The following is a 25,199-nucleotide window of genomic DNA, read 5'->3' as shown; positions in this document are numbered from 1 at the left end:
TATTCTACAGCGAATTTTGTAGTGATTAAGTGGCTTAATGCCTTTTATTTAAAAGCTCTTAGGGTGGTTTGTGATTTCGGTGTGTTTATTGTTTTAGATCAATTTGCCGATGGTGGTTTTTGATCTTCCATGAAGATTATAATGTTGCTTTTATGTAAATTTTGTTGTGTTTGGGTGTTGTTTGGGTTGCGTTAAAGATCTTATTCATATTTTGCTTGGTTTATAGAACGGTTAGTTTAATAAATGCTCGTTTTTTTCAGCTTGTTTATATTAGTTGTATTTGTCTTTATAGATGTTTTTTTAAATGCCAAATGAGAGGTGTATGGGGTTTATGCGCTCAGTGAAAAGATCACTCAAAGGCTGATGCTTCTGGCTGTTTTGTGTTCAATTGTTGTCACCTGAATGTTAGAGTAATTACGCAACACTCATAATTACAATAAATAATTAGATTAAATATAAGGACATGCTTTCATGGATATTAGCTCTTTTAACCCTCCTCGTAGAATTTTGATGGGGCCAGGGCCCTCAGATATTTCTCCACAAGTATTGCAGGCACAAAGCCGCCCTATCATTGGTCATTTAGATCCTTTGTTCGTGAACATGATGGACGAAATTAAAGCTTTGTTGCAGTACGCATTTCAAACCCAAAATGCTCACACCTTCGCCGTATCCGCGCCTGGCTCTGCAGGCATGGAAACCTGTTTTGTTAACTTGGTTGAGCCAGGTGATAAAGTTGTTGTGTGTATTAATGGCGTATTTGGTCAACGCATGCTGGAAAATGTAGAACGCTGTGGTGGTGTTCCAGTGGTGGTAGAAGACAGCTGGGGAGAAGCCGTTTCTATAGAGAAAGTGAGTCAAACACTTGAACAGCATCCCGACGCTAAAATTCTGGCCTTTGTTCACGCAGAAACATCTACTGGCGTAGCTTCTGATGCTCAAGCCTTATGTGCCTTAGCGAAACAACACAACTGTCTAACCATTGTTGATGCCGTTACCTCTCTTGCGGGTATCCCCGTGAAAGTGGACGAATGGGGCATAGATGCTATCTACTCTGGTAGTCAAAAATGTCTATCTTGTGTACCCGGTTTATCACCGGTAAGTTTTAGCCAAGCGGCAGTTAGTAAGTTAACTAGCCGAAACAGCAAAGTACAAAGTTGGTTTTTAGATCAAAGCTTAGTCATGGGCTACTGGTCTGGGGAGCAAAAGCGTTCTTACCATCATACTGCGCCAGTTACTGCATTGTATGCATTACATGAGTCATTGCTGGCCTTATATAAAGAAGGCTTAGAACAATCTTGGCAGCGACACGCCGATATGCACAGCCAGTTGGCCGATGGTCTAGCTGAGTTAGGCCTAGATTTGATGGTGGATCAAAGCTGTCGTTTACCCCAGCTAAATTTAGTGGCAATCCCCAACGGCGTAGACGAAGCAGCAATTCGTGCTAAGTTGCTTAATAACTATAACTTAGAGATTGGTGCGGGTTTAGGTCAGTTTGCTGGTAAAGCATGGCGAATAGGTTTAATGGGTTATGCTGCCCGCAAAGAGAACGTGAGTTTATGTTTAGCGGCATTGGCTGAAGTTCTTGGCGAAAGCTGATATTTTCTTTCTATACTAGTGCTTGAAGCCCGCAGTTGCGGGTTTCTTTTTATTCAAACCTATTATCGGCATATAGGAAGAGCTTAGATGTACATCGATTTTTCAAGTTTAAGTACTAATCAGATATACCACTGCATGACTCAAACAGTAGTGCCTCGCCCTATAGCTTGGGTGCTTAGCGACAACGGAGAGCCTAGATCTTATAACTTAGCGCCTTTTTCATATTTTACAGCCGTTAGTTCTAACCCTCCTCTGATGATGCTTTCGGTGGGCAAAAAACCAGATGGCAGCGATAAAGATACCAAAGTTAATATTGAACAACGTAAACATTGTGTAGTGCATATCGCAAGCGCAGCCCAGGCCGAGCAAGTTACCGAGTCGGCAAAAACGTTGCCGCATGGTGAGTCAGAAATAGAGCTCCAACAACTTGGTTTAACCCAGTTTGATAGCTTTTCTCTACCAAGGCTCACTAACGCCCCTATTGCTATGGCTTGCGAGCTATATGAAATGCATAAAGTGGGGAATACACCTCAAGCAATGATACTGCTTAAAGTATTGCACCTATATATAGAAGAGCAGTTTGTCACTGAAGCGCAAGGGCGTATCACTTTAGATACCAATAAACTTAATCCACTAGGGCGATTGGGTGGTGGCGAGTATTGGGCAAATGGCAATAGCTTTTCTATTCAACGCCCTAAGTAAAGGTCGCGAGTTTAATGCTTAGAATCGCCACTACATCTAATTGCTTAGCGGTTTTACTCGTTTGTTATTTGCTCACGGCCTGTAGCGCTAAGCAAGGGAGCGAATCTTCAAATGTTGGTCTAGCTAAAAGTGTAACGACAACACAAAAACTAATGTTGCAAGTTCATAAACAATGGCAAGGAACACCTTATCAACTTGGTGGAACAACCAAGGCAGGTATAGATTGTTCCGCTTTTGTTCAGCACCTATATATAGACGTTTATAATCAAGTTTTGCCGCGAACAACAGAAGTGCAACTAAAACAAGGAAAGGCTGTATCTCTAAACAACATTCAAACTGGCGATCTAATCTTCTTTAAAACCAGTCATAAAGTGCGGCATGTGGGCGTGGTATACGACAAAGATCACTTTCTTCATGCCTCCACATCTAAAGGTGTGATCTTTTCGCGCATCGATAATGTTTACTGGGCGCCAAAGATCATTGCGATAAAACGCCTATAAACGTAGATAAAATCGCCAATAAATACAGCGCCTGCCTACTATCTGAACATTTAAACGTGTTTCTGTGATTTTCTTCAAAAAACGCTTGCGCCGCGGGAATCGATCCCTATAATGCACCTCCACTGACACGGCACGCAGCGCACTAAAGCGAAGCAAGGCTACGTCAGGGTTAGCAAGGCCTAGGGCTGAGTTAGCCGGTTGAAAAACTTCTTTTTAAAATGTTTTAAAAAGCGGTTGACAGCCACAGAGGAAAGCGTAGAATGCGCACCTCGCTTCGGCAAGAAGCAACGCTCTTTAACAATTTATCAAGCAATCTGTGTGAGCACTCACAGGGCCTTAAGCGAAAAAATTAAGCTTAAGTGAACTGGAGTCTTGCACTGTAAAACACAGTAATAATTTCAGTTTTTAACTTTGAGCGAAAAAACTTTTGATTGAAGAGTTTGATCATGGCTCAGATTGAACGCTGGCGGCAGGCTTAACACATGCAAGTCGAGCGGTAACATTTCTAGCTTGCTAGAAGATGACGAGCGGCGGACGGGTGAGTAATGCTTGGGAATATGCCTTTACGTGGGGGACAACAGTTGGAAACGACTGCTAATACCGCATAATGTCTTCGGACCAAAGGAGGGGACTCTTCGGAGCCTTTCGCGTAAAGATTAGCCCAAGTGGGATTAGCTAGTTGGTAAGGTAATGGCTTACCAAGGCGACGATCCCTAGCTGGTTTGAGAGGATGATCAGCCACACTGGGACTGAGACACGGCCCAGACTCCTACGGGAGGCAGCAGTGGGGAATATTGCACAATGGGCGAAAGCCTGATGCAGCCATGCCGCGTGTGTGAAGAAGGCCTTCGGGTTGTAAAGCACTTTCAGTCGTGAGGAAGGGGTATAGCTTAATACGTTATATCTTTGACGTTAGCGACAGAAGAAGGACCGGCTAACTCCGTGCCAGCAGCCGCGGTAATACGGAGGGTCCGAGCGTTAATCGGAATTACTGGGCGTAAAGCGTACGCAGGCGGCTTGTTAAGCCAGATGTGAAATCCCCGGGCTCAACCTGGGAATGGCATTTGGAACTGGCAAGCTAGAGTTTTGTAGAGGGTGGTAGAATTTCAGGTGTAGCGGTGAAATGCGTAGAGATCTGAAGGAATACCAGTGGCGAAGGCGGCCACCTGGACAAAAACTGACGCTCATGTACGAAAGCGTGGGGAGCAAACAGGATTAGATACCCTGGTAGTCCACGCCGTAAACGATGTCTACTAGTTGTCTGTGAGTTTAACTCGTGGGTAACGCAGCTAACGCATTAAGTAGACCGCCTGGGGAGTACGGCCGCAAGGTTAAAACTCAAATGAATTGACGGGGGCCCGCACAAGCGGTGGAGCATGTGGTTTAATTCGATGCAACGCGAAGAACCTTACCTGCCCTTGACATACTGAGAATTTACCAGAGATGGTTTAGTGCCTTCGGGAACTCAGATACAGGTGCTGCATGGCTGTCGTCAGCTCGTGTCGTGAGATGTTGGGTTAAGTCCCGCAACGAGCGCAACCCCTATCCTTATTTGCCAGCACGTAATGGTGGGAACTCTAGGGAGACTGCCGGTGATAAACCGGAGGAAGGTGGGGACGACGTCAAGTCATCATGGCCCTTACGGGCAGGGCTACACACGTGCTACAATGGCATGTACAGAGGGATGCGAACTCGCGAGAGCAAGCGGACCCCAAAAAGCATGTCGTAGTCCGGATCGGAGTCTGCAACTCGACTCCGTGAAGTCGGAATCGCTAGTAATCGTAGATCAGAATGCTACGGTGAATACGTTCCCGGGCCTTGTACACACCGCCCGTCACACCATGGGAGTGGGCTGCAAAAGAAGTGGGTAGTTTAACCTTCGGGAGGACGCTCACCACTTTGTGGTTCATGACTGGGGTGAAGTCGTAACAAGGTAGCCCTAGGGGAACCTGGGGCTGGATCACCTCCTTATTATGATGCTTAGGTTTTGTGACGTGTTCACACAGATTGCTTGATGAAAAAGAAAAGAGAGAAGTTCTAGTGTGGTGTAGAACCAACGAGAACAGCTACTGCAGTGTCCCGTTCGTCTAGAGGCCTAGGACACCGCCCTTTCACGGCGGTAACAGGGGTTCAAATCCCCTACGGGATACCATTTTCTCTCACTGGTTTGAGAATACAAAGCTAAGCATTTGTTTATATAGTGCTTAGCTTTGGTTTCTAAGGAACCAATTGCTCTTTAACAATTTGGAAAAGCTGATAAAAAAATATCTCAAGAATATGAGTTTAATAACAAGTGTTCTTGGTATTCAAAAATAAGGTGATCGTACTCGAATGGCAGGAATTATACAGCCTGACCATTCAAGTGATTTAAGCGACAACATTTAGGTGTTGTATGGTTAAGTGACTAAGCGTATACGGTGGATGCCTTGGCAGTCAGAGGCGATGAAGGACGTGTTAATCTGCGATAAGCCATGTTAAGTCGATAAAAGACGTTATAGACATGGATTTCCGAATGGGGAAACCCACTGCATTTTATGCAGTATCGTAACGTGAATACATAGCGTTGCGAGGCGAACCCGGGGAACTGAAACATCTAAGTACCCGGAGGAAAAGAAATCAACCGAGATTCTGGTAGTAGCGGCGAGCGAACCCGGATTAGCCCTTAAGCTTTTAGGTGATTAGTGGAACATTCTGGAAAGGATGGCGATACAGGGTGATAGCCCCGTACATGAAAATCTACTTTAAGTGAAATCGAGTAGGACGGCACACGTGATATGTTGTCTGAATATGGGGGGACCATCCTCCAAGGCTAAATACTCCTGACTGACCGATAGTGAACCAGTACCGTGAGGGAAAGGCGAAAAGAACCCCTGTGAGGGGAGTGAAATAGAACCTGAAACCGTATACGTACAAGCAGTGGGAGCCCCTTCGTGGGGTGACTGCGTACCTTTTGTATAATGGGTCAACGACTTAATTTCAGTAGCAAGGTTAAGCGAATAGCGGAGCCGTAGGGAAACCGAGTGTTAACTGCGCGCATAGTTGCTGGGATTAGACCCGAAACCCGGTGATCTAGCCATGGGCAGGTTGAAGATTGGGTAACACCAATTGGAGGACCGAACCGACTAATGTTGAAAAATTAGCGGATGACTTGTGGCTGGGGGTGAAAGGCCAATCAAACCGGGAGATAGCTGGTTCTCCTCGAAAGCTATTTAGGTAGCGCCTCGAGCGAATACTGATGGGGGTAGAGCACTGTTAAGGCTAGGGGGTCATCCCGACTTACCAACCCTTTGCAAACTCCGAATACCATCAAGTACTACTCGGGAGACACACGGCGGGTGCTAACGTCCGTCGTGGAAAGGGAAACAACCCAGACCGTCAGCTAAGGTCCCAAAGTGTATGTTAAGTGGGAAACGATGTGGGAAGGCTTAGACAGCCAGGATGTTGGCTTAGAAGCAGCCATCATTTAAAGAAAGCGTAATAGCTCACTGGTCGAGTCGGCCTGCGCGGAAGATGTAACGGGGCTAAACATACCACCGAAGCTACGGGAGCATGCTTGCATGCTCGGTAGAGGAGCGTTCTGTAAGCCGTTGAAGGTGAATCGTAAGGTTTGCTGGAGGTATCAGAAGTGCGAATGTTGACATGAGTAACGATAAAGGGGGTGAAAAGCCCCCTCGCCGAAAGACCAAGGTTTCCTGTCCAATGTTAATCAGGGCAGGGTGAGTCGGCCCCTAAGGCGAGACTGAAAAGTGTAGTCGATGGGAAACAGGTTAATATTCCTGTACTTCGTATAATTGCGATGGGAGGACGGAGAAGGCTAGGCCAGCGTGGCGATGGTTGTCCACGTGAAAGGCAGTAGGCGGTAAACTTAGGCAAATCCGGGTTTACATTACGCTGAGAGTTGATGACGAGTGTCTACGGACACGAAGTGGTTGATGCCCTGCTTCCAGGAAAAGTCTCTAAGCTTCAGATTATACGAAACCGTACCCCAAACCGACACAGGTGGTTGGGTAGAGAATACCAAGGCGCTTGAGAGAACTCGGGTGAAGGAACTAGGCAAAATGGTACCGTAACTTCGGGAGAAGGTACGCTCTTGATGGTGATGGGACTTGCTCCCTAAGCTGCTGAGAGTCGCAGATACCAGTTGGCTGCAACTGTTTATTAAAAACACAGCACTGTGCTAAATCGAAAGATGACGTATACGGTGTGACGCCTGCCCGGTGCCGGAAGGTTAATTGATGTGGTTAGCGTTCGCGCGAAGCTATTGATCGAAGCCCCGGTAAACGGCGGCCGTAACTATAACGGTCCTAAGGTAGCGAAATTCCTTGTCGGGTAAGTTCCGACCTGCACGAATGGCGTAATGATGGCCAAGCTGTCTCCACCCGAGACTCAGTGAAATTGAAATTGCCGTGAAGATGCGGTGTACCCGCGGCTAGACGGAAAGACCCCGTGAACCTTTACTACAGCTTGACACTGAACATTGACCCTACATGTGTAGGATAGGTGGGAGGCTTTGAAGCGTTGTCGCTAGATGACGTGGAGCCGACCTTGAAATACCACCCTTGTAGTGTTGATGTTCTAACGTTGGTCCCTTATCGGGATTGCGGACAGTGTCTGGTGGGTAGTTTGACTGGGGCGGTCTCCTCCCAAAGAGTAACGGAGGAGCACGAAGGTTGGCTAAGTATGGTCGGACATCATACGGTTAGTGCAATGGCATAAGCCAGCTTAACTGCGAGACAGACACGTCGAGCAGGTACGAAAGTAGGTCATAGTGATCCGGTGGTTCTGTATGGAAGGGCCATCGCTCAACGGATAAAAGGTACTCCGGGGATAACAGGCTGATACCGCCCAAGAGTTCATATCGACGGCGGTGTTTGGCACCTCGATGTCGGCTCATCACATCCTGGGGCTGAAGTCGGTCCCAAGGGTATGGCTGTTCGCCATTTAAAGTGGTACGCGAGCTGGGTTTAGAACGTCGTGAGACAGTTCGGTCCCTATCTGCCGTGGGCGTTTGAGAATTGAGGGGAGCTGCTCCTAGTACGAGAGGACCGGAGTGGACGAACCGCTGGTGTTTGGGTTGTTATGCCAATAGCATTGCCCAGTAGCTACGTTCGGAACTGATAACCGCTGAAAGCATCTAAGCGGGAAGCAGGCCTCGAGATTAATTCTCACTAGGACTTTAAGTCCTCTGAAGGGCCGTTGGAGACTACAACGTTGATAGGCAAGGTGTGTAAGTGCTGTGAGGCATTGAGCTAACTTGTACTAATTACCCGTGAGGCTTAACCATACAACACCTAAAGGGTGTTGCTTATAGATACTTTATTTTAGAAACCATGAATACTTGTTAGTGCTCATGAGATGTTTCAGCTTTTTCGAATGTTAAAGACAACAGTTTTTGCCTGGTGGCAATAGCGTTGTGGACCCACCTGACTCCATGCCGAACTCAGAAGTGAAACGCAACTGCGCCGATGATAGTGTGGGGCTTCCCCATGTGAAAGTAGGTCACCGCCAGGCTCTCAATTAAATGACCCCATCGTCGTAAGACGTTGGGGTTTTTTATTATCTGTGATTTTGTACTTTTCCATATTTATTGAGCATTGCTAGCGTGCGGGTTTAGCTGCAGGGTGCACTGCATCTTATGTGTAAGACGTTACGGCTATGGTTAAGCCTTATTGGTAAACTAGTTGAACGCATATTAGCCTGTTGATTCTAAGAAAAGCGTAAAACCAAAATTGCGGTAAAGACAAAAAAGCTTAACTTTTCTGGTACTGCCGGAGGTCAGATTCCCGTTTAATCTTTAATTGGATGAGTGAATATTTAAAGAAGAGGTATCCACTAGTCACAATCCCTAGAAGACTAAATAGAAATATGTAAACATTTCCCTGATTTTGACTATGAGCAGTGACTTCTTCGTTAAATGTTGGAAACCACTTAGAGTATACGATACTCAATTCATCACCTTGGGAATATGAATAGGTACCGGATTTTAGGATTTTGCTCTCCCCTTTCATTTCATCGCCGCTAGTTGTTGCGAAAATATAACTTACTTTGATATCGACACCCTGCTTGTGGCTAGCTAAGTTGCCTATCTTTCCGGTTGCGCTTTCAAGATCAGATTCTATTACTAAATAGCTTATTGCTTCATCTTTAGACATAAGCATTACTATGCCTATGATGATACAAAATAGAACTGATAGCATTTTCCCCGTCGTTAAGGAATCGTGTTGTGCTTGTTGAGCCTGATCCAAATTATATAGTCCATGAGGTAATGTGCTTTGAATATACCATTACCGATTAAACGAAGATTCGTCGTTATAGCCAAATCGTGACAAAAGGCTCAGTTGTTTGAAATGTGAGCAGTCAACATTTCTATTTGATGAAATGTTTGTAATGGCGATCTGGATGAATTAGCCTGAGATTGAACGTTTGCAATACTTCTCACATCGCCTGTTGGCCTATGGAGGGCAAATATGGAAAATAACGCTCCAAGTAAACTGTTCATTCTCGACACTAACGTGCTGCTGCACGAACCCCTCGCAATATACTCTTTCCAAGAACATGACGTCGTTATTCCAATGACTGTCCTAGAAGAATTAGACCGAATTAAAGATAGGCAAAAAGACGTTAGCAGAGATGCGCGAGTGGCTATTCGTTCATTAGAAGACGTATTTGCATCAGCCTCACCAGAGCAAATTGTAAATGGTGTAGAGCTGAAGAATGATGCTGATAACCAAGTGAGTGGTAAGTTATCGATTTTTGCAGATCATACACTTGAAAAGAACCAGCAAAACTTTACTGCCGATGAGCCGGATAATCGTATCATCAACGCAGCTATTTATTTGCAAGACAAACACGCTCCTCGTCAGGTGGTGTTGGTAACTAAAGACATTAATATGCGCCTGAAAGCAAAAGGTGCAGGCTTAGAGCGTGTAGAAGACTATCGGACCGACCAGCTAATCGATGATATTCGTTTGCTAGCAAAAGGCTTCACTGAGTTAGAAGGTAGCTTTTGGGGGCGAGTTAAAGATTGTGAAAGTAGTTCAGAAGGGCGAGATACCCACCATGTGATTGACGCCGAAATTCTTGGCCCTTGTTATGTAAACCAATACATCATCGATGACACCGAAAGCTTTGCGGCGCGAGTCGTTAAAAAAGACGAGCAAAATGTCGAATTGCTCGACTTGGGTTATGAGCGCTTGATGGCCAAACATGCTTGGGGAGTTCATCCCAAAAACATCTACCAAGGTATGGCGTTTGATGCCTTGCTCGATCCTAATATCGACTTGGTGATTCTTACTGGCCCAGCGGGTTGTGGTAAAACCTTATTAGCGATGGCTGCTGCGCTTGAAATGGTGGTGGAAAAAGGTATCTACGACAAAATTATAGTTACCCGAAATACCCCTGAAATTGCGGAATCTATTGGTTTTTTGCCGGGTACTGAAGAGGAGAAAATGGCTCCGTGGTTAGCCGCAATTACCGATACTTTAGAAGTGTTGCATAAACACGATGAATCTATGTCTGGCTCTATGAATTACATTATGGAGAAGGCTAACATTCAGTTTAAATCGGTAAACTTTATGCGTGGACGCAGTATTCAGAACGCATTTGTGTTTTTAGATGAATGTCAAAATTTAACAGCTTCCCAGCTTAAAACTATTATTACCCGCTGCGGCGAAGGAACCAAATTGGTATGCTGTGGTAACTTAGCGCAAATCGACAGCAACTATTTGTCGGCTGTTACCTCTGGATTAACCTACATTGTAGAGCGTTTTAAAGATTTTGATGGTAGTGCAAATGTGTATTTAAATGGGGTGGTAAGGAGCCGTTTAGCCTCGTTTGCAGAAGAAAAACTATAGAAGGTAGAACATGATTGGAGAAGCAAACAAGCGTGCATTTCACCGTATGCTAATTAACGCAGAGTTGCGAATTGTGGTTGGTCAACAGCGTTATGCTGGTTTATGTAAAGACCTAAGTGCAACCGGTATGGGCATTAGTGTTAAAGACGTAAAGCTCGCTATTGGCGACGAAGTTGAAGTGGCTTTGAGTGGTGAAGGTGTTGCGCCTTTCAGCGCCAAAGGTAAAGTGGTTCGTTGCGCCGGAGATGGTGATATTGACTACGCGGTAGAGTTTACTTCTCTCTCTTAAATTCTGGTGGAACCCAGTCCATTTGTTGATAGGTATACAAACCTGAATGAATGTACTGGGCACTTTCTTTTGCCACCTTTCCTAGCTCGAACAAGGCCGGCCCGGTTGGTTCTAGCAATACATACTGCTTCCCTTCTATTCTTACAGTTTCATCATCAGCTTGCGGTGCCATGTTTAATGCAAGTAGAGCATGATTAGGCACATAGATAATGGCAACATCTAAGCGTGGATAGAGGATCTTCAAAGCGCTGGCTAGCAGGGTTGTTTTGCTGTCACAGTCGCCAACATTATTTCTAATTACCTGAATAGGTGTGAGAAAGCCTGCTCCACGTAAACGATCCTTTGAACGCAGTTCGCTATAAGGAATGGACTGAACAAAACTTAGTAAGTAATTGCTTACTTCCCGTTGCTTGGCTTGGTCTTCGAGTTGATTCAAACTGTTATTGAGCCAGCTAAATAAATACTCTGCACTTTCTTGGGCAAGCCTATTATGGTCGGGCATTATTCCCATCGCGCCATCGGCAGTTTGTTTTTCTACAAAATAGTGCTTAGTTAAGTAGTCTTGATAATGCTGCTGCACTTCTTTACCGAGTTTTTCTGATAGCTCTTGAATAAACTCTTGGTCATTTCCTTGCAGTTGATAACTCAGCTGACCGTGCTGAGTATTAAAGCTTACTTTAGCTTGTTTGGGATCTATTTTACGCAAATTAGGCTTGAGCTTGGTTAACACATATTGCTGAGCTTGCTCGGGACGATATTGGGTAAATTTGGTGAGTTTATGTGGATAGTTTAATAGGCTAAAATTAAGCGTCTGAGTATTGTTTTGGGAGTCTTTCCAAAGGTAGCTGTAGTGTCCGGCATTCCTTTCAAAGCGAAGCTGTTCTGCTTGAGCGGACAACGAAAGGCAACCGGAGATCATGATAAAGCACAGTAATAATCTTTTCATGACGACTCCGGTTGTTTACATGCTAGCCCAATTTAGACTGCTTTTGTTTTGCCACTTGCTCGGCGCGATGAATATGATTAAGCACGTGAACAAAAGCTTTGGCCGATGCTTCAACAATGTCAGTAGCTAAACCCATACCATGGTATTTTCGCCCTTGGTAATTGGCTACGATATCCGCTTTACCTAAGGCGTCTTTAATATCGGTTTTCTCGGCGGTTGCCGTTCCGCCGCCAGCTGCTTCGATGGTGTAATCGTCTATCTTAATGTCGTAACCAGTGATTTTACGTAAACAGCGGTAAGCCGCATCGATAGGACCATTACCTGTAGACGCTTCTAGTATGGTTTCTTCACCAGCTATCAGCTTAACCGTGGCTGTGGAAACAACGTCCGAGCCACTTTGCGCGCTTAAATACTCTAAACGGTAGTGTTCTGATTCATCTTGTAGATTATTGAAGAAGACTAAGGCTTCAAGGTCGTAGTCGAATACTTGTCCTTTACGATCAGCCAGTTCAAGAAAGCTGTCGTACAACTCATCTAGCTTGTAGTCTTCTTCGCTGTAACCTAGTTCTTGCATGCGATGTTTAATTACGTGGCGACCAGAGCGAGAGGTAAGGTTTAAGCTATTTTTATTTAAGCCTATGCTCTCTGGCGTCATAATCTCGTAGGTATTTTCGTTCTTCAGCATGCCATCTTGGTGGATACCTGAAGAATGAGAAAAGGCGTTACTGCCCACAATGGCTTTGTTGGCTTGCACCGGCATATTACACAAATGGCTTACCAATTGGCTGGCGCGGTAAATTTCTTGAGATTTGATGTTAGTACCTAGACCGCCTAACTGATCTTTACGGGTATTGATGATCATGGCTACTTCTTCTAGCGAACAATTACCCGCACGCTCGCCAATACCGTTTAAGGTACATTCAATTTGGCGTGCGCCCTGTTGTACAGCTGAAATAGAGTTTGCTACCGATAAACCTAGGTCATCGTGACAGTGAACGGATATTACCGCTTGGTCGATATTAGGCACTCGGTTAAATAAGGTAGAAATAATACCGCCAAATTCGCTAGGTACGGTATAACCCACGGTATCAGGAATGTTTACCGTAGTTGCACCAGCTTTAATAGCCGCTTCTACCATGCGGCATAGGTTATCGATAGGAGTTCGTCCTGCGTCTTCACAAGAAAACTCAACATCATTGGTATAGTTACGCGCGTGTTTTACTGCGTTTACTGCCATCTCAAGCACATCATCAAAACTGCGTTTTAGTTTGCTTTCAACGTGTACAGTTGAGGTTGAAATAAAGGTATGAATTCGAAAAGCATCTGCCACTTTCAAGGCTTCGGCAGCTACATCAATATCTTTGGGTAAGGCGCGCGATAGCGCACAAACCGTTGAGTCTTTGATTTCACGCGCAATGGTTTGCACTGAGTCAAAATCACCAGGTGACGAAATAGGAAAACCTACTTCCATAATGTCTACACCTAAGCGCTCTAAGGCAAAGGCAATTTGCAGCTTTTCTTTTACTGTTAAGCTGGCAGCCAGCGCTTGCTCACCGTCTCGTAGGGTGGTATCAAAAATTTTGACTAGGTCAGACATTCATTAATCCTTGTCTATTGTTATTTGTGTTTGCTTCACTGCACAAGTTTACGATTAGGCTTATTATTGTTTTAGGCCTTTCTGTGCACAAGTTTTCGGCTAGTTTAACAAGCTCTCGGCAAACTGGCTAACAGCAAATGTAGTGGCATGAATTTAGCGTGAATCAGGAGAGATAAATTGACTAAAACTGCAATTGTAATTGGTGCTACAGGCCTAGTCGGAAGTGCCTTACTAGAGCAACTATTAGCGGATGAAAGTTGGGATAAAGTGCGGGTATTTGGCCGCAAAAGCACGGGTGTGAATGCGGATAAACTGGAGGAGCATGTTGTAGATTTTGCCAAGATAGACAGTTGGCAGCAGCTTATTCAAGGCCGCAGCCTGTTTATTTGCATTGGCACTACGCTTAGCCAAGCCGGCAGCAAAGCCGCAATGCGAGCCATTGATTTAGAACTTCCTTTAGCTTTTGCCACAGCGGCAAAGCGCAATCATGTTGAAGACTGTTTGCTTATCTCGTCTTTGTTCGCAAACGCCAAGTCTCCTTCTCATTACTTGCGCATAAAAGGAGAGTTAGAGAATCAGTTAGCTTGCTTTGGTTTTAAACACTTAATGCTGTTTCGCCCTGGGCCATTGCTAGGCGAGCGCACACAGGTGCGTTTTTCTGAGCAAGTAGTGGCTGCGTTGCAACCGGTATTCTCCGCTAATTTGTCACCTTTGCGGCGCTGGCGTGGTATCGAAGCAGTTCAATTAGCCACAACCATGCTTAGCTACGCGAACAAGCCGCCAGCTGAAGCGAGGGTAGTTATTCAAGGAGAGGCGCTTTTTACCCCGCGCTGAGTCAATAAACCTCACGCTCTAGTTCTATTATTAGGCTCCGTTCTATTTTCTTCTACAGCAAAAGCACCTAGCTCTACTTGTGTAATTTGTCACCAAGTGGGTCTTTGTCATGGATTTGTAAAATTAGTTTCATTTCTCGGTAAAGCATTTTATCCAGTCTGTGGAAAAGCACGAGAAGGAGCTTGGTATGTTACAACGATTGAGCCAGTGGGATTATGCAATCTCCGCAACCTGTTTGGGGCACCGCTTTAATGCACAGGTGGCCCGCCTAGCCAGAGTAGTATCGCATTCTGGTGATGGTTATTACTATGCCTTGTTTGGTGGCATTATAGCCTTCACTTCATATGCCGGCGCCTTTTGGAGTCTCGCCTTACCAGCATTTGTTATTGAACTAATGTGCTATCTGCTGCTTAAGCAAATTTTCCGACGAGACCGACCACAAGCTTTACCGGTGTTTATTCGCCCTTCCGATCGATTTAGTTTTCCCTCCGGCCATAGTGCTGGGGCCTTTGTTATGGCTGGCAGCGTGGCTCAGATATTTCCGTCTTGGGCGGGTGTCGCTTTTACCTGGGCGAGTTTGGTTGCTTGCTCTCGAGTATTGCTTGGGGTGCACTTTATTAGCGACGTTATCGCAGGTGCCAGTTTAGGTTTGTTAATTGTTTACGGTATTAATTAGGTAAGCCAAATAATGCGAATTCTTTATGGTGTACAAGGAACAGGAAACGGCCACATTACGCGAGCTCGTTTGCTATGTAGCGCTTTAAAAAAGCAAGGCATCGAGGTAGATGTATTGATGTCGGGGCGGGTTGGTAAAGCGCCTGAAGTGGAAGAATTTGGTGAATACAAAAGCCTTAAGGGAATAAGTTTTCATCATAAGGGCGGTAAAGTAGATAAATGGGCTACCTTCAAGGATCTTTCTTTAAAACAATTTCGCAATGACCTTGCCGAACTCGATTTGTCTGGTTATGACTTACTGATTAATGACTTTGAACCGGTGAGTGCTTGGGCGGCCAAAAAGCAAGGTTTAACCAGTATCTCTATCTCTCACCAAGCAGCGTTTTTACATGACATTCCCACTAAAGAAATGGGCTTATGGAATCGATTATTAGTACGTAATTTTGCGCCATGTGAATATAACCTCGGTGTTCACTGGTGCGACTTTAAGCAAACTATTGCGCCGCCCTTAGTGGAAAAGCTGGATGAACTAACAAACAATGGCAAAATTCTGGTGTATTTGCCATTTGAGTCTCTAGAGCAAATCCGCCCCTTGTTAACCCGTTTCACGGGCCATCAATTTGTCTGTTTTCACCCAGAAATTAAGCAAGCTGAAAATGACGGGAACTTAGAGTTACAACCCATTCATCGGGACAACTTTCTTGAGCATTTGCGCAGCTGTGCCGGGGTGTTTTGTAACGCTGGTTTTGAACTACCCTCAGAAGCCATGGCGGCAGGTAAAAAATTGTTGGTTAAGCCATTATTTGGCCAGTTTGAACAAGTTACCAATGCCTATACTTTGCAAAGCTTGGGCCTGGCACATATAGCCGAAAGCCTAGAACCTTACATACTAGATTCATGGCTTCAGCTAGATCAAAGTGAGCCGGTATATTATCCCGATGTGGCCAACATTCTGGCAGAGCACATTAGAAACAATACCTGGCAAGATTTAGATGCTATGGCACGTGAAATGTGGCAGCAAGTAAGTTATCCGGCGGCGAGTCAATTATTGATGGCCAATATCATGAGCGACAGCACGGTAACTGCAGAATCCTTGACTAAAATAAAAGTGTCTGGGTAAACGATTTGGAGGGAACATGCGTTTTACTAATGAAGACGGTGAGGTCATGGAGTTAGCTAACAATATGACCATCCAAGAGCTATACGACATGGGGGTGAGTATTTCCCTGAGTGAAGATTCTGATCCTGAACAGCAAATTTGGCTAACAGAAGAGCATGATACTATTAAGTAGTTAAGTGCTTTAAGGTAGTGCTGAATCACCGGGTGTTAACTTGCTTATCATCCGGTTTTTTGTGCCTTGCTTAGAAGATAACTCTTAGGTGGCTACAAGAAGCTTGAGCTGTTTTATATGATTAGCTGCTTAAAAGAATAGAAAGAGCAGACAAAAGCGTAGACGCTGGGGGTAAAGAAACGTTAAAGTGCTAGCCTTGGAAGACAGGATATTAAGTCCCATTTCCCGCAACACAATAGAGTTATCCCCACAATTACAATAAATAAAGCCTGGAGGCTTGAACATGGAGAAGTTATCCGGCGCCGAAATGGTCGTCCGCTGTTTGCAAGATCAGGGTGTTAAACACATTTTTGGCTACCCTGGTGGCTCAGTATTAGATGTATATGATGCACTGTTTGATAGTAGCGATATTGAACATGTATTGGTAAGGCACGAGCAAGCTGCTGTGCACATGGCCGATGGTTATGCACGAGCAACTGGTGAAGTAGGTACGGTATTGGTTACCTCTGGACCTGGCGCTACAAATACCATTACCGGTATTGCTACCGCTTATATGGATTCGGTTCCAATGGTGGTGTTATCTGGTCAGGTACCAACAGGCTTGATTGGCCAAGATGCCTTCCAAGAAACCGACATGATCGGCGTTTCGCGCCCCGTAGTAAAACACAGCTTTTTAGTTAAAAAGGCCGAGGAAATCCCAGCGGCTATCAAAAAAGCTTATTACATAGCATCTACTGGTCGTCCTGGTCCGGTAGTTATCGACTTGCCTAAAGATGTTCAAAACCCTCTACTTAAGTTCCCTTATGAATATCCTAAGTCAGTTAGCATGCGTTCTTACAACCCAACGCTAACTGGTCACAAAGGGCAGATTAAGAAAGCGGTTAAAGCCTTAGCCGAAGCCGAAAAACCAGTGTTATACATTGGTGGTGGCGCAATTATGGCTGAAGCTGGCGAGCAAATTAGCAAGCTAGTTGAAATATTCAACATGCCGGTTACCTCAACCTTAATGGGTTTAGGTGCCTTCCCTTCTACAGACTCACGTTTTGTGGGCATGTTGGGTATGCATGGTACTTACGAAGCCAACATGTCGATGCATAATGCAGACGTTATTTTTGCCGTAGGTGCACGCTTTGATGACCGTGTAACTAACAACGTGAAGAAGTTCTGCCCTAATGCCACTATTTTGCATATTGATATAGACCCCACCTCTATTTCGAAAACGATCCGTGCAGACATTCCCATTGTTGGCTCGGTTGATTCGGTTATCGATCAAATGCTGGAATGCATTAAAGAAACTGACGCTAAAAACGATGCTGACAGTCTTAAAGATTGGTGGGCACAAGTTGAAGAATGGCGCAGCCGTAAGTGCTTAAACTATGCCAAAAGCGATACGTTAATTAAGCCGCAACAAGTGATCGAATCAATGTATCGCGCTACTAAGGGCGATGCATACGTAACCTCTGATGTGGGTCAGCATCAAATGTTTGCTGCCTTGTATTATCCGTTTGATAAGCCGCGTCGTTGGATTAACTCTGGTGGTTTAGGCACCATGGGCTTTGGTTTCCCGGCAGCTATGGGGGTTAAGTTTGCCTTCCCTGATGCCACTGTTGCTTGTGTAACCGGTGACGGCTCGATTCAAATGAATATTCAAGAGCTTTCAACTTGTTTGCAATACAACGTACCGGTAGTAATTGTTTCACTAAACAACCGCTCGCTGGGTATGGTTAAGCAGTGGCAAAAAATGTTCTACGATGGTCGTCAATCGCACTCTTACATGGATTCGGTACCTGATTTTGTGAAACTAGCAGAGGCCTATGGCCATGTTGGTATGCAAGTTAATCATCCTGATGAGTTAGATGAAGCCATGGAGAAAGCCTTCTCGATGAAAGATCGCGTGGTATTTATGGATATCATGGTTGATCCTGAAGAGCATGTTTACCCAATGCAGATTAAAACCGAGTCAATGAAAGATATGTGGTTAAGCAAAACGGAGAGAACATAATGCGCCGAATTATTTCAGTATTATTAGAAAACGAAGCCGGCGCTTTGTCTCGCGTAACCGGATTGTTTTCACAGCGTGGTTTCAACATTGATTCACTAACTGTATCAACCACGGAAGACCCAACCTTGTCACGTATGACTATTTGTACCTTTGGTGATGAAAACACCATCGAGCAAATTACTAAGCAGCTGAACAAGCTAGTCGACGTGCTAAAAGTATCTGAACTCACCGAAGCTGAGCATGTAGAACGTGAGATCATGTTGGTTAAAGTGCGTGCAGCGGGTTCAACCCGTGAAGAAGTGATGCGAACTTGTGACATTTTCCGCGGTCAAATCGTCGACGTTACACCAAGCATGTATGTGATGCAGTTAAGTGGTGACAGCGCGAAGTTAGATGCCTGCTTAAAGACACTATCTCAATCAACTGAAATTTTAGAAGTTGTACGTAGTGGTGTATGTGGCATGAGCCGTGGCGAGAGAATGCTACGACCCTAATATCTGGTCACTTTTGAGCTAAAGACCAGCCTCGGCTGGTCTTTTTGTTTGTGATTACCAAGCTATTTGCAATTTACTGATATACTCAAGCAATGGTCATACCAAAGGATGGTGCGACTAAGAGCTTGAAGGTGAGGAACACCCTTAATGAAATTTTCCAGTCGGATCATAGTATTTACCATTAGCTGCGTAGTGGTGGCAGTGCTATTGGTATTGCTTGGGGGTGCGCTTACCTTCCGTCAGTTAGCATTTAATCAGCAACAACATCAGTTGCGCTCAGTCGTTGAAGTGATTGATGGTCAGCTGAGTGTTCAGCCGGAAACGCCAGAATTTGCTCAATGGTTACCAAATTGGCTGCGTGCACATAATATTCAAGTGCTTGAGGTAGCTAATCGCGGCGGGGTTATTTATACCTTTCGTGAGCTTAATTACACTGGCAACAGCAATAACTTAATTCCTTATCGTTATCCCTTAGCGGCTCATCCTGACTTTTTTATTCAAATTTGGGTCGAACAACCCTTTAAACAGCTCACCTATGAACCTGAAGCAATGTTAGGTATTGGTGCTGGTGTGCTGATTGTTGCCTTGGGATTAATCGCTGTATTTCGCTGGCTAAAAAGCATTATGTACGGTGCTGAATTGCTGCAAACTCGCGGCAATCAAATTCTCGCAGGTCGCCTGCGCGATGTGCAGCAAGGCAGTGGCAAAGAGTGGCCCAATGCTGCAAGTAAGGCGATTGAGCAGTTGATCACCCAACTTATTGAAGCTCGCCAAGAACGCAGTCGCTTTGATTGTATCATTCGCAATAATGCCTTTGTTGATGAGCTTACTCAGTTATCTAATCGCACTCACTTTTTAAATCAGCTGGAAGCGGAGATTGGCGATGCCGATGCGCACACCGGCGCGGTGTTGTTAGTGTATCTGCGTGGCATGGACGATGTTAACTACCAATATGCACGTAACGAAGGCGATGCAATTTTGCAGCAAAGCTCTGAGGCTTTAAAGCAGTACACTCGCCGTAATATTGATGTGAACCTAGCACGCTATAGCGGCGATGCCTTTGCCTTGTTAATGCCGCTATCTACCTTGGATGAAGCGGAAGACACTGCCGCAGGTATCTTAAAATTACTCGAGCGTATTCCCTTGCCTGAAGTGGCCGAGGCCGATGACTTCTTCTACATCGGTATTGCGGGTTATGAGTATGGTGATAACGCGCAGTTGGTTATTGAGCAAGCTGAGGATGCCTTAAGAGTGGCGCAGATGCAGCGACATAATGGTTGGTATGCCATCCCTCGCGAGTTGAGTTCTACCCAAACCGGCAAGGGCTCGGTGCGCTGGCGTACCTTACTGCAGCATGTGCTAAGTAACGAGGCGCTGCACTATTATCAACAAGAAGTTTTTGATGAGGATGGACGCGTTTGTTACAAAGAGCTGCTAGCGCGTGTTACCGACTACCAAGGTGAAGTGATTAACGCGGGTGTATTTTTACCTTGGGCTGAAAAAAGTGGCCTGCAGGCAGACTTTGATCAGCATGCCCTAAAATTTGCGATGCAACAGGTTAAGTACTCTCGCCAGCCTATTAGCATTAACTTAAACATAGCGACAGTGATTAAGCAGTCGGTAATGCGTGATTTACTACAATGGGTATTTTCTGTTCCATTTAAAGAATGCCAAAAGCTAGTGCTGGAGTTTCCTGAAACCCAGCTATCGCAACTCAACGATACTGAAATGCTACGCTTAAAAGCCTTAAATAAAAAAGGTATTAAGCTGGCTGTAGAGCGCGCAGGTCAGCGCGTTGTTAGCACTCAATACATTAGCGAGCTTAAGTTGGAATACTTAAAGCTGCACACTAGTTTGGTTCGAGATATCCAAGTGCGGCAAGTTAATCAGTTAGCCGTGAGCTCATTGGTAGCCAGTTGTGCAGGTCGGGTGCAAGTGATGGCAGTAGGTGTTGAACGTAATGAAGAGTGGCGAGTTTTGCAGCGTTTAGGCGTTCATCATGCTCAAGGCTTTTTGTTTAGTAAACCTGAGCCTATTTAACTCACACTTAGCTTAGATTTATTTGATGAATAAGTGTGGTATTTGTATAGCTAATCTACAGTTACTAGATATACCGCTTTTAATCTTGAGAATTAGCACATATTTGTCGGCCAATGCTTTAAAAAATAAAAGAAAAGTTTAGACTAGATGACTAGTGTTTGACATGGATATCATCAAAGGACAATGACTCGATGGGCTTAGCGTTTTGGCGAAGAAACACCGCAAAAACTCGTTGTAGTGCTTATTTGCGCCCTGACTTTTTGGTTCTGGCTAACCAAAATGAACAAACCTTTGAGCAAGCTATTGATTCTATTGAGCAATGGCCCGCAGCCTTTGCGAGCTTATGTAAGGAAGCTCAGTTATCTAGCGACCATCAAATTGTGTTTGTATTGGGTAGCCAGCACTACCAACAGTTTCAGGTTGAAAAGCCTAGCGTTCCCGATGAAGAGTTGGCTGGCGCAGTGCCTTGGACCATCAAAGATATGGTCGCCGAACAAATCCCCGATTTAGCTATCGATTACTATCAAGCTCCTACCACTCCCATGGCTAGCGAAAAGCTGAATGTTGTTTGTGTGCGTAAACAGATTATCCAGCAGCTAGTGCAAATAGCTCAGCAGCAAGATATTCAGCTTGAAGGTATTACAATTGAAACGTTGGCTGCAGTTAACTTGTTGGAAAACAACGACCGTTGCCAAATGCTGCTGTGGCAACCAAAAGCCGGAGATTTAGAGCTGATAGTGGTGCGCCAAGGGCAAGTGTGTTTTTCTCGGCAACTGCGGGCATTTTCTGGTTTAGGCAAAATGCAGGAGATTGAATTTACTCAAACTTTCTTCGACAGTTTAAGTTTAGAGCTACAACGTTCTATCGACTACATTAGTGCCACTTTGAAACTGCCTGATGTAAGCCATATTCAATTAGCCATTCCTAGCCGCTTTAGCGATGAAATCGCCCAACAGTTACAGCAAAATCTTACCCCCAACGTCGCCTTGTTGGATATCTCGGCGATAGAGTCTAGTGACCAATACTATAAAATCCCTGCACTTGCTGGCTTACAAGAAGGGGTGCTGTCGTGAAAACACGGATTAACCTCTATACCGAAGAGTTCAGACCCAAACCAGAGCGAGGCTCGTTAAGGCAAGCCGTAGGACTATGGTTATTGGTTGGTATAATTGCTTTAGCGTGGGGTTTTTGGCAACAGCAACAAACAGGTTCCGCCGTGGTTGAGGCTGCCGCTCAACGTAAACTAGTTAACTCGCAAGAGCAGCAGCTTGCTCAGCTAAAAGCTGCGATAGAACAACGAGCTGTAGACCCAAGATTGCAACAGCAACTGAGCTTAGCTGAGCAAGAATTGAAACTAAAACGGCTGCTTGAGCAACGCTTGCAAGGTCAAAGTTATGCGAACAACGGCTTCTCTTCTTCTTTATCGGCCTTGGCCTCTATTCAAGACCAGCAGATTTGGCTAACCCAAATTAGCATCCAGCGAGGCAAAATGGCTTTGGCTGGTCAATCAACTAGTAGCGATGCGGTGCCCAAATGGCTGAAGCAATTTAAACATTATCCTGATTTGTCACAGCAGCAGTTTGCCGGTTTAAAAATTTATCGCGACGAGCAACAACAATTGCACTTCAGTTTAAGCGGCTCTAACCATGACGAGCGTATGCTAGGAGGTGCCAATGAGTGAGCAATGGCAACAATGGCAGTTACGTTTTGCCGCCTTAAGCCTTCGAGAACGGGTACTTATTTTCATAACCGGATTGGTTATTGTAGTGCTTCCCAGTTATTACCTGTGGATAGAGCCTGCGAGCTTAAAACAAACGCGCGCAGAAAAAGAGCTGGTACAAGCAAATGCAAAGTATAACGAAAACGCAAACCTGATCGAGTTTAGTAAAAATAAATTACGTGAAGATCCCAACCAGGATATTAGCCGACAGCTAAAACAGTTAAAAATACAACTGGCGCAAATCGATCAGTCGCTAGAGCAGCAGCAAGCTGGCTTGATTCCTGTTGAGCAAATGGCGGAAGTACTCGAGCAGTTATTGCAAAAAAGCCCAGGCTTAGTATTAGTGGCTATGGACTCTTTAGCACCAAAGCCAGTATTAAGTAGTGAAGAAAGCAATCCTGATAGTTTGAATTTCTATCGTCATGGGATCCGCTTAAAACTCAGTGGCGGGTATTTTCCATTACTTAAGTATTTACAGATTGTTGAAGAGCTTCCGCAGCGATTTTTGTGGCAACTAATTGATTATCAAGTAGACGAGTATCCCAAGGCAGATATCACTATCGACATATATACCTTAAGCACCAATAAGGACTTTATCAGTGGTTAAATCTCTTTGCTTGATATTGTTGGGGTGTTCGTTAATAGCTAGCAATGGCTACGCTAGCTCTTTGAGCGATCCTACCGCGCCACCAAACAGCAGCAAGCATACTAGCACCACCAAGCGAGCAGCTTTACCGAGTTTACAGGCAATTATTGTCGGTGGTGAGCAACCAGGCGCTATTCTTAATCAGCGCTTTGTGGCAATAAATCAGAATATTTCCGGCTTTACTTTAAGCCGACTTCACCAAGATTATGTGGTGTTAGCCCGAGCGGGTAAGCAATATAAAATCAAATTGGACAAGGTGTCGGTAAAACGCGTCACTGTGCAGGGGCAGTAATACATGTATATCAAACGGATTTTTATAGGTTGTATGGTGGTATTGGTGGGTGCTTGTCAAAGCACTAATCGCCCCGATCCTGTAGAAGCTAAGCAAGCAATTTCCGAGGCCCAAGTGCCAACGGATAACGCCATCAGTGCTCCTGAGCTTCCAGCGGAAGTTGAAGCTGAGCTAATGCCAGAGCTAGCCTTGCAGCCCGGTAATTTATTGCAAGTTGAACACCGCTTCGATGTGAATGCCCGTAATGTAGATGCTAAAGCGTTTTTCCCCGCACTGATTAAAGGCTCGCCGCTCAGTGTGGCTTTACATCCAGGAGTAGAAGGTCAAATTACCTTAAAACTTAAAGAGGTAACGCTTAAAGAAGCGATTGATGTAGTGGCTGATATGTATGGTTACGACATTAAGCGTCGCGGCAAAATTTTGCATGTATATCCGGCCGGCATGCGCATCGAAACTATTCCATTAAACTACTTGATGCTAGAGCGTTATGGTTATACTCGTACGCGTATTAACTCCGGCGGTATAACCGGCAGTGACAGCGACAATAACAATAGTTCGGGTAACAACTATTCGAATAACTCATCAAGTAATAATTCGTCTAACAACTATTCGAATAACAACAATAACAACAGCAGCTCTAATCGCAGTGATAGCTTCAACGGTACCAAGATTGAGTCGGCTACTGAAACGCGTTTTTGGTATGAATTAGAAGAAACCTTACGCGGCATGATAGGCATAAACATGCGCCGTGATCGTGGTAATGATACTTCTTACGCCAACGACGGACGAATGGTTGTGGTTAGCCCGCAAGCCGGTTTAGTGACGGTTCGCGCTTTTCCTGACGAAATTCGTACCATTAAAACTTTTTTAAGTCACTCAGAGAAAAACCTGCAACGCCAAGTGGTGTTAGAGGCCAAGATTATTGAAGTGACCTTGAGCGACGGTTACCAGCAAGGCATTGATTGGACCAATGCTGGCGATGTATTTGGTTCTACAGAAGTATTGTTTAACAGCGTGTCGCAAATTCCTGGCGATGCCATCAGTAGCGTGCTGGGCGGCGGCGGTGCCTTAACAGTTACCGACGGCAACTTCCAAGCTGTGGTAAAACTGTTGCAAACTCAGGGTGATGTAAACGTGCTATCTAGCCCGCGAATTACAGCCTCCAACAACCAAAAAGCGGTGATTAAAGTCGGTACCGACGAGTACTTTGTCACCGACGTATCCAATACCACTATTACCGGTACTAACCCTGTTACTAATCCAAGTGTAGAGCTTACTCCGTTCTTCTCTGGTGTGGCCTTAGATGTGACCCCGCAAATCAATGACCAAGGCGAAGTGTTGTTGCATGTTCACCCTTCGGTTACCGATGTAAAAGAGCAACGTAAAGTAATTAGCTTTGGTAGCGATGCTGATAGCTTGGATTTACCACTGGCACAAAGCGATATTCGAGAAACAGATACGGTAATTAAAGCTAGCTCTGGTGATGTGGTGGTTATTGGTGGCCTGATGAGCTCTAAGCAGGAAGAAATAGTCTCTAAAGTGCCATTCATTGGGTCTATTCCTGGTTTAGGTGAGTTGTTTACCAACCGTGCGGTATCAAACCAAAAAACCGAGCTAGTGATTTTGATTCAGCCAACAGTGGTTACCCAAGATACTTGGCAAAACGAACTGCAAAAATCACAAGAGTTGTTAAACACTTGGTACCCAGAAGATAACTAGGC

At 45.0% G+C, this 25,199-nt stretch carries 20 protein-coding genes, 1 tRNA gene and 3 rRNA genes; 21 read left to right on the top strand and 3 right to left on the bottom strand.

Annotation, left to right across the window (positions count from 1 at the left end; translation table 11 throughout):
* Positions 1-471: 471 nt before the first annotated feature.
* From OAG1_RS18535 to rrf, 7 genes are all read left to right on the top strand, one after another.
* The gene (locus tag OAG1_RS18535) at positions 472-1,596 is read left to right on the top strand and encodes an alanine--glyoxylate aminotransferase family protein (RefSeq protein WP_338622314.1); all 1,125 of its coding nucleotides are present in this window, start codon (positions 472-474) and stop codon (positions 1,594-1,596) included.
* Positions 1,597-1,683: 87 nt separating this feature from the next.
* The gene (locus tag OAG1_RS18530; RefSeq protein WP_338622313.1) at positions 1,684-2,298 is read left to right on the top strand and encodes a flavin reductase family protein; all 615 of its coding nucleotides are present in this window, start codon (positions 1,684-1,686) and stop codon (positions 2,296-2,298) included.
* 152 nt (positions 2,299-2,450) lie between these two features.
* A complete protein-coding gene (locus OAG1_RS18525) occupies positions 2,451-2,798 on the top strand; it encodes an NlpC/P60 family protein (RefSeq protein ID WP_338622312.1) in 348 nt (115 codons plus the stop codon).
* Between the two features lie 428 nt (positions 2,799-3,226).
* Positions 3,227-4,769 (top strand): 16S ribosomal RNA (locus tag OAG1_RS18520).
* 105 nt (positions 4,770-4,874) lie between these two features.
* Positions 4,875-4,950: transfer RNA gene (locus tag OAG1_RS18515), tRNA-Glu, on the top strand.
* A gap of 242 nt (positions 4,951-5,192) precedes the next feature.
* Positions 5,193-8,082 (top strand): 23S ribosomal RNA (locus OAG1_RS18510).
* Between the two features lie 111 nt (positions 8,083-8,193).
* Positions 8,194-8,309: ribosomal RNA gene (gene rrf, locus OAG1_RS18505) — 5S ribosomal RNA — on the top strand.
* Together the 16S, 23S and 5S rRNA genes with 1 tRNA gene alongside form the textbook arrangement of a ribosomal RNA operon.
* Before the next feature lie 239 nt (positions 8,310-8,548).
* On the opposite strand, the gene OAG1_RS18500 is transcribed toward rrf, so the two are convergent.
* Positions 8,549-9,043, bottom strand: a complete 495-nt coding sequence (locus OAG1_RS18500; RefSeq protein WP_338622311.1) for a hypothetical protein — start codon at positions 9,041-9,043, stop codon at positions 8,549-8,551.
* 222 nt (positions 9,044-9,265) lie between these two features.
* Here OAG1_RS18500 and OAG1_RS18495 point away from each other — a divergent pair, with 222 nt between their 5' ends.
* Together OAG1_RS18495 and OAG1_RS18490 are read left to right on the top strand one after the other, a co-directional pair.
* Positions 9,266-10,651 (top strand): PhoH family protein, encoded by a 1,386-nt coding sequence (locus OAG1_RS18495; RefSeq protein ID WP_338622310.1) that lies wholly within the window; start codon positions 9,266-9,268, stop codon positions 10,649-10,651.
* A gap of 10 nt (positions 10,652-10,661) precedes the next feature.
* Complete coding sequence (locus tag OAG1_RS18490; RefSeq protein WP_152780694.1) at positions 10,662-10,940, top strand: PilZ domain-containing protein; 279 nt, start codon at positions 10,662-10,664, stop codon at positions 10,938-10,940.
* Here OAG1_RS18490 and OAG1_RS18485 read toward each other — a convergent pair.
* Positions 10,924-11,886 (bottom strand): hypothetical protein, encoded by a 963-nt coding sequence (locus tag OAG1_RS18485; RefSeq protein WP_338622309.1) that lies wholly within the window; start codon positions 11,884-11,886, stop codon positions 10,924-10,926. The genes OAG1_RS18490 and OAG1_RS18485 overlap by 17 nt on opposite strands.
* A 22-nt stretch (positions 11,887-11,908) precedes the next feature.
* The gene (gene leuA / locus OAG1_RS18480; protein WP_152780690.1) at positions 11,909-13,483 is read right to left on the bottom strand and encodes a 2-isopropylmalate synthase; all 1,575 of its coding nucleotides are present in this window, start codon (positions 13,481-13,483) and stop codon (positions 11,909-11,911) included.
* Positions 13,484-13,660: 177 nt separating this feature from the next.
* On the opposite strand from leuA, the gene OAG1_RS18475 reads away from it, so the two are divergent.
* The 12 genes from OAG1_RS18475 (at position 13,661) to mshL (ending at position 25,197) form a co-directional block, all read left to right on the top strand.
* Positions 13,661-14,317, top strand: coding sequence for an NAD(P)H-binding protein (locus tag OAG1_RS18475; RefSeq protein ID WP_338622308.1), 657 nt, complete (start codon positions 13,661-13,663; stop codon positions 14,315-14,317).
* A gap of 187 nt (positions 14,318-14,504) precedes the next feature.
* A complete protein-coding gene (locus OAG1_RS18470; protein WP_016400705.1) occupies positions 14,505-14,993 on the top strand; it encodes a phosphatase PAP2 family protein in 489 nt (162 codons plus the stop codon).
* Positions 14,994-15,005: 12 nt separating this feature from the next.
* On the top strand, positions 15,006-16,112 hold the full coding sequence (locus OAG1_RS18465; RefSeq protein WP_338622307.1) for an MJ1255/VC2487 family glycosyltransferase: 1,107 nt from the start codon (positions 15,006-15,008) through the stop codon (positions 16,110-16,112).
* A 16-nt stretch (positions 16,113-16,128) separates the two neighbouring features.
* Positions 16,129-16,284, top strand: coding sequence for a hypothetical protein (locus OAG1_RS18460; RefSeq protein WP_194164074.1), 156 nt, complete (start codon positions 16,129-16,131; stop codon positions 16,282-16,284).
* A 283-nt stretch (positions 16,285-16,567) separates the two neighbouring features.
* Complete coding sequence (locus OAG1_RS18455) at positions 16,568-18,286, top strand: acetolactate synthase 3 large subunit (RefSeq protein WP_152780684.1); 1,719 nt, start codon at positions 16,568-16,570, stop codon at positions 18,284-18,286.
* Entirely contained in the window at positions 18,286-18,780 is a 495-nt protein-coding gene (gene ilvN, locus OAG1_RS18450; protein ID WP_016400709.1) for an acetolactate synthase small subunit, read from the top strand. The genes OAG1_RS18455 and ilvN overlap by 1 nt, the downstream gene beginning before the upstream one ends.
* A 147-nt stretch (positions 18,781-18,927) precedes the next feature.
* A complete protein-coding gene (locus tag OAG1_RS18445) occupies positions 18,928-20,820 on the top strand; it encodes an EAL domain-containing protein (protein ID WP_338622306.1) in 1,893 nt (630 codons plus the stop codon).
* A 191-nt stretch (positions 20,821-21,011) separates the two neighbouring features.
* Positions 21,012-21,893 carry a hypothetical protein gene (locus OAG1_RS18440; RefSeq protein WP_338622305.1) on the top strand — a complete coding sequence of 294 codons (882 nt, stop codon included), beginning with the start codon at positions 21,012-21,014 and terminating at the stop codon, positions 21,891-21,893.
* Complete coding sequence (locus OAG1_RS18435; protein ID WP_338622304.1) at positions 21,890-22,501, top strand: PilN domain-containing protein; 612 nt, start codon at positions 21,890-21,892, stop codon at positions 22,499-22,501. The genes OAG1_RS18440 and OAG1_RS18435 overlap by 4 nt, the downstream gene beginning before the upstream one ends.
* Positions 22,494-23,147, top strand: a complete 654-nt coding sequence (gene gspM / locus OAG1_RS18430; protein ID WP_338622303.1) for a type II secretion system protein GspM — start codon at positions 22,494-22,496, stop codon at positions 23,145-23,147. The genes OAG1_RS18435 and gspM overlap by 8 nt, the downstream gene beginning before the upstream one ends.
* Positions 23,140-23,478 (top strand): hypothetical protein, encoded by a 339-nt coding sequence (locus OAG1_RS18425; protein WP_338622302.1) that lies wholly within the window; start codon positions 23,140-23,142, stop codon positions 23,476-23,478. Before gspM ends, OAG1_RS18425 begins: the two co-directional genes overlap by 8 nt.
* A 3-nt stretch (positions 23,479-23,481) precedes the next feature.
* Complete coding sequence (gene mshL, locus OAG1_RS18420) at positions 23,482-25,197, top strand: pilus (MSHA type) biogenesis protein MshL (protein ID WP_040306926.1); 1,716 nt, start codon at positions 23,482-23,484, stop codon at positions 25,195-25,197.
* Positions 25,198-25,199: the final 2 nt, after the last annotated feature.

This window comes from Agarivorans sp. OAG1 (assembly GCF_037076485.1).
Lineage (GTDB): Bacteria > Pseudomonadota > Gammaproteobacteria > Enterobacterales > Celerinatantimonadaceae > Agarivorans > Agarivorans albus.
This window is presented reverse-complemented; position numbering and strand designations above follow the sequence as displayed.

Coding starts and splice junctions, on each gene's coding strand:
- OAG1_RS18530 (WP_338622313.1), top strand. CDS start 1,684: ATGTACATCGATTTTTCAAGTTTAAGTACTAATCAGATATACCACTGC.
- OAG1_RS18525 (WP_338622312.1), top strand. CDS start 2,451: ATGTTGCAAGTTCATAAACAATGGCAAGGAACACCTTATCAACTTGGT.
- OAG1_RS18460 (WP_194164074.1), top strand. CDS start 16,129: ATGCGTTTTACTAATGAAGACGGTGAGGTCATGGAGTTAGCTAACAAT.
- gspM (WP_338622303.1), top strand. CDS start 22,494: ATGAGTGAGCAATGGCAACAATGGCAGTTACGTTTTGCCGCCTTAAGC.
- leuA (WP_152780690.1), bottom strand. CDS start 13,483: ATGTCTGACCTAGTCAAAATTTTTGATACCACCCTACGAGACGGTGAG.
- OAG1_RS18440 (WP_338622305.1), top strand. CDS start 21,012: ATGGGCTTAGCGTTTTGGCGAAGAAACACCGCAAAAACTCGTTGTAGT.
- mshL (WP_040306926.1), top strand. CDS start 23,482: ATGTATATCAAACGGATTTTTATAGGTTGTATGGTGGTATTGGTGGGT.
- OAG1_RS18455 (WP_152780684.1), top strand. CDS start 16,568: ATGGAGAAGTTATCCGGCGCCGAAATGGTCGTCCGCTGTTTGCAAGAT.
- OAG1_RS18485 (WP_338622309.1), bottom strand. CDS start 11,886: ATGAAAAGATTATTACTGTGCTTTATCATGATCTCCGGTTGCCTTTCG.
- ilvN (WP_016400709.1), top strand. CDS start 18,286: ATGCGCCGAATTATTTCAGTATTATTAGAAAACGAAGCCGGCGCTTTG.
- OAG1_RS18495 (WP_338622310.1), top strand. CDS start 9,266: ATGGAAAATAACGCTCCAAGTAAACTGTTCATTCTCGACACTAACGTG.
- OAG1_RS18535 (WP_338622314.1), top strand. CDS start 472: ATGGATATTAGCTCTTTTAACCCTCCTCGTAGAATTTTGATGGGGCCA.
- OAG1_RS18465 (WP_338622307.1), top strand. CDS start 15,006: ATGCGAATTCTTTATGGTGTACAAGGAACAGGAAACGGCCACATTACG.
- OAG1_RS18445 (WP_338622306.1), top strand. CDS start 18,928: ATGAAATTTTCCAGTCGGATCATAGTATTTACCATTAGCTGCGTAGTG.
- OAG1_RS18470 (WP_016400705.1), top strand. CDS start 14,505: ATGTTACAACGATTGAGCCAGTGGGATTATGCAATCTCCGCAACCTGT.
- OAG1_RS18490 (WP_152780694.1), top strand. CDS start 10,662: ATGATTGGAGAAGCAAACAAGCGTGCATTTCACCGTATGCTAATTAAC.